We start from the raw sequence: 3,928 nt of genomic DNA, 5'->3' as shown, positions 1-3,928 counted from the left end.
TCAGGACAAGCGGTCAAGCTTAGGACAACCGGTCAGAATAGTTGTCGTCCACCGGCCAGAGTAATTGTCGCTCTATACGCTGTGGGAGGTGCAATCATGATGGCACCGAACAGCCCCACCCCCACTCTCTCTCGGCATACCTTCTCCGGCATGATTGCCGACCAGCTCACAGCACTGCTGACGCAATACGCAAAGTCAGGGGAGCCGGTCACCGCATGCGAGCTTCGCGACCAGTTGCTCAAGTGCCCCGACTTTGAGACGGCGGACAGTAACCTCCTTTACCTCCGGGCACGCGATCGCCTCCGCTCCCTGAAACATCAAGGCCTGGCGCATCGCGTTGGCGTGCAAGGGAAGAGCCGGCCGGTGTACAAGATCACCGATATGCCAGCCGAGGCGATCTCAAGACCCAGAGCGATTGCCGCGTCACCGCGTCGTTGTAATGAGTCTGACCACAACGTCTCTGACCATACCCACAAGGCTGCGTCGGAAACGACGGGCACAACAGGCGATTTTGCCACCTACCTGCAGCGCGAGCGACACCGCTTGAAACTCGACATGCAGGCGGCGCTGGGAGAAGCCACCCATTATCGTCAGGTCCTGGAAGCATTTCCGGAGCGTCGAGCGCTGATCGAGCCGCTGCATGAGGCTGCCCTACAACGAGGTGGTGAACTGAAGGGAAAACTTGACGCGGTCGTCGCGATTGACAACGCGCTGAATCAGAAGGAGGTGGCGTCATGAGCCAACCATTCCATGAGACCAACAGTCACTGGCCTGATCTCCCTCCCCTCCGTCCTTGGCAATCAGCCTGCATTCGGCATGCCCTCGACACCCTGTCAACGGATCAGCCGCACTTTCTGTGTCAGGCGACCCCGGGTGCCGGCAAGATGCTGATGGCAGCCATGCTGACCCGCGAACTGATGGAGCGAGAGGCCATCAGCTATGTGCTCTACCTGGGACCGACAACTACCGTCGTCGAGCGGGCTGCAGAAACTCTCGCCAAGGTTACGGGGCGGGAGATGCACGGGCGCCTGGGCGCGCATGGCGCTGCCTTCACCTATCATGCGCTGCGCTCTCGGCTGAACGAACTGAAGCGACTGGCCAGTCAGGCAAAGGTCTTGTTGATCTGGGACGAAAGCCACCATGCAGCCGGCCACCCGGAAGCACTGGCAGATGCCAACCAGTGGGGCATGGCGCTGATGGCCCTCGAACGTCAGGTCCGCTTCACCTTGGCTTTGTCAGGGACCCCTTGGCGCACCGATGGAAGCTGCCTGCCTCTGCTGCGCTACCTGGAAGCCCCTACTGACAACGAATCTGCAGATGCGACCAAGACTTCGGGTCAACCGCAACAACTTCTCCAACCGGACTTCATCTATACCCTGGAACAGGCCATCCAGGATGGCGTATGTCGCTACCCTCGCCTGCAATTGGTCGACAATCGCTCGATCCGCCTCACCAGTTATCACCCTCGCAGTGGGAGACGTGAGAATCGCCGGTTCACCAGCATTCCAAACCTGCTCAAGCATCCGGCGATTCACTACAGCAGCCTGCTACGCCATGACGAGCCGATGCAGCGGCTGCTGGACCTGGGGTCGGAAAAGTTGGACGCACTTCGTAAGGTGACTCCCGATGCCGCAGGCCTGGTTATCGCCTCCGATATCGCCCATGCCGAGGAAATTGCCCAAGTTCTGGAGGATCGTCACCAGACGGTGTGTCTGGTAACCAGCAAGGAACACAATGCCCATGCCCGCCTACAGGCCTTCCGCGATGACACCAGCCAGTGGATTGTCTCGGTTGGTATGGTGAGCGAAGGAGTCGACATACCGCGCCTCAGGGTATGTTGTTACCTCAGTCATATCCGCACCGAACAGCATTTTCGCCAAGTACTGGGCAGGATCATTCGCCGGCAGGGTGACAATGATGGCGACTGTTTTCTGTACGCCCTCAATGAACCGCTGCTGAGGCGTTATGCCCGTCGCGTCACAGATGACCTGCCTGAGGATCTGGCCACAGCCGCCTTGACCAAACCACCTTCTGGCCCGAATGGAACTGGCGCTCGCCCAGATGGCACTGCCCCCGCTGACACAACATCCGAGTCCGGCACCGGCTCATCCGCCGAGACAATGAAAACTGTTGGCGACAGTCATGACAGTCCCCCGTCGCCCCAAGTCTCCATGGAAGGGAACGGGAGTACCAATAGCCTGGATCCGGATGTGGCTTTCTCACAGGCCTTCTTCGAACGTCTCGTGGCATTGAAGCTCTCGCTCTAACAGCCAGACAGAAAAGACTTACCGTCCACCCATCGTGACATAGATCCAGACCTCGAGTGCCGGGTTCAGGTAATGACTCTATTCTTTCAGGATAAGGTATGGACAAGACGTCAAGCGTCACGATGGCGTGGCTGATAGCAGAGGGCTGCCACTCGCTGCCCAAGACACCAAATTGTCAAAGGTTCATTCCCATGAACTCGAAACGTCAGCAACGCTCCGTCATCTCAAAAGAAATGAAGAACGATAACTCAGGGATCACCATCAATCACGAAGGCCTCTCAGAAGAAGCGCGACATCTGCTCGCCCAGAGTGTCTCGGCCAACAGCGTGAGAGCCATGCGCGCCGATCTGCGGGTCTACCAACAGGCTGGGGGTATATTGCCGGCCACGGACACTGATATCGCGAACTATCTTTCTGCTCAGAGTGCGCTGGGCAAAAAGCCGGCGACGCTGGAGCGTTACGCCAACTCGCTGCACATGTGGCATCGCTACATGAACCTGCCCTCTCCAATAAAGACCATGGCGGTACGCAACGTCCTACGTGGCATCAAGCGGAGCCGCGACACTCGGCAGAGCTCAGCGCCGGCCCTGCGGCTCAAGGAACTGCATGCGATGTTGGCGGCACTGGATCGATCTACGCTCCATGGGATGCGCGACAGCGCCATCTTCCTGCTCAGTTTCTATGGCGCGTTCCGTCGCAGCGAGGTGGTGGTACTGGGCTATGAGGACATCGAGTGGCACCCGGAAGGTATCACCATCACTCTGCACTACAGCAAGGCCAACCGATCAGGCCGCATCGAAACAAAAAGCCTGATGCGGGCACCAGCAGGCAGCGCATACTGTGCAGTAGCCATGCTCGAGCACTGGCTGGAGGCCTCCCGCATTACGCATGGAGCGATCTTTCGTCGAATAAGTCCGAAGGGACGGATTGGCGCGTGCCGCATTACTGCACAAGCGCTCTACGTGAGAATGAAAAAAGCCCTGAAGCTGGCCGGATTAGCAACCCAGGGCTATTCACCGCACAGTTTTCGGGCGGGCTTCATCACCGAGGCACATCTTCGGGGCAAAAGTGATGTTCAAATCAAGCGCATCAGCGGACACCGTGATCAGAATGCATTTGAACGATATATCCGAGTCGCCGACGAATTCGAAAATAATGCCGGAGATTTCTTCAACCTCTGACTACATCTCGAGCGCACCACCCAAAGATGCGGAGCGTGTCACAGGGACTCCAACAAAAAGGCTTGATCCCGGCTCATTCATCAGGAAGAAGTATGATGGTGTTGAACCGAGGGGGTGCAGGCATCGGCTCACTCCAACGTCATCAAGCCATTTGATGGCCGGGCAACCTAGTCACTATCCAACTCAAAAATCGCATATTCATCACTTTTAAGCATCAATGCTGAGCGATGGTGCAGTCGTGCCCGCCGACCTCCGTCGTGGCCGCACTGCTGACTGATTGGATCATGGTGATGCCGAGTGTCAGGCCAAGGCCGTCAGCCGGGGCAGCCCCTTCAGCAAGCTGGGGCACCATTTGTCGGTAAGCAATCGCCCGGTCTACCCGACCCATTGGTTACATTTGTCGGGTTCTTCGTCGCTTCACGTGGATTTGGCCTGATCGAACAGGCGGCCCACCGGGCTGCCAATCAGGTAGATCATGGC

3 protein-coding genes are annotated in these 3,928 nt (G+C 57.9%); all 3 read left to right on the top strand.

Features of this window, described 5'->3' with window-relative positions; translation table 11 throughout:
* Window positions 1-96: 96 nt before the first annotated feature.
* The 3 genes from SCI24_RS21150 to SCI24_RS21140 all read left to right on the top strand — a co-directional run bounded on the left by SCI24_RS21150 (window position 97) and on the right by SCI24_RS21140 (window position 3,448).
* The gene (locus SCI24_RS21150; protein WP_318727244.1) at window positions 97-738 is read left to right on the top strand and encodes a hypothetical protein; all 642 of its coding nucleotides are present in this window, start codon (window positions 97-99) and stop codon (window positions 736-738) included.
* Window positions 735-2,267, top strand: coding sequence for a DEAD/DEAH box helicase (locus tag SCI24_RS21145; RefSeq protein ID WP_318727243.1), 1,533 nt, complete (start codon window positions 735-737; stop codon window positions 2,265-2,267). The genes SCI24_RS21150 and SCI24_RS21145 overlap by 4 nt, the downstream gene beginning before the upstream one ends.
* Window positions 2,268-2,365: 98 nt before the next feature.
* Entirely contained in the window at window positions 2,366-3,448 is a 1,083-nt protein-coding gene (locus SCI24_RS21140) for a site-specific integrase (RefSeq protein WP_318727242.1), read from the top strand.
* The last annotated feature ends 480 nt before the right edge of the window (window positions 3,449-3,928 follow it).

The organism is Halomonas sp., from assembly GCF_033549285.1.
Lineage (GTDB): Bacteria > Pseudomonadota > Gammaproteobacteria > Pseudomonadales > Halomonadaceae > Halomonas.
This window is presented reverse-complemented; position numbering and strand designations above follow the sequence as displayed.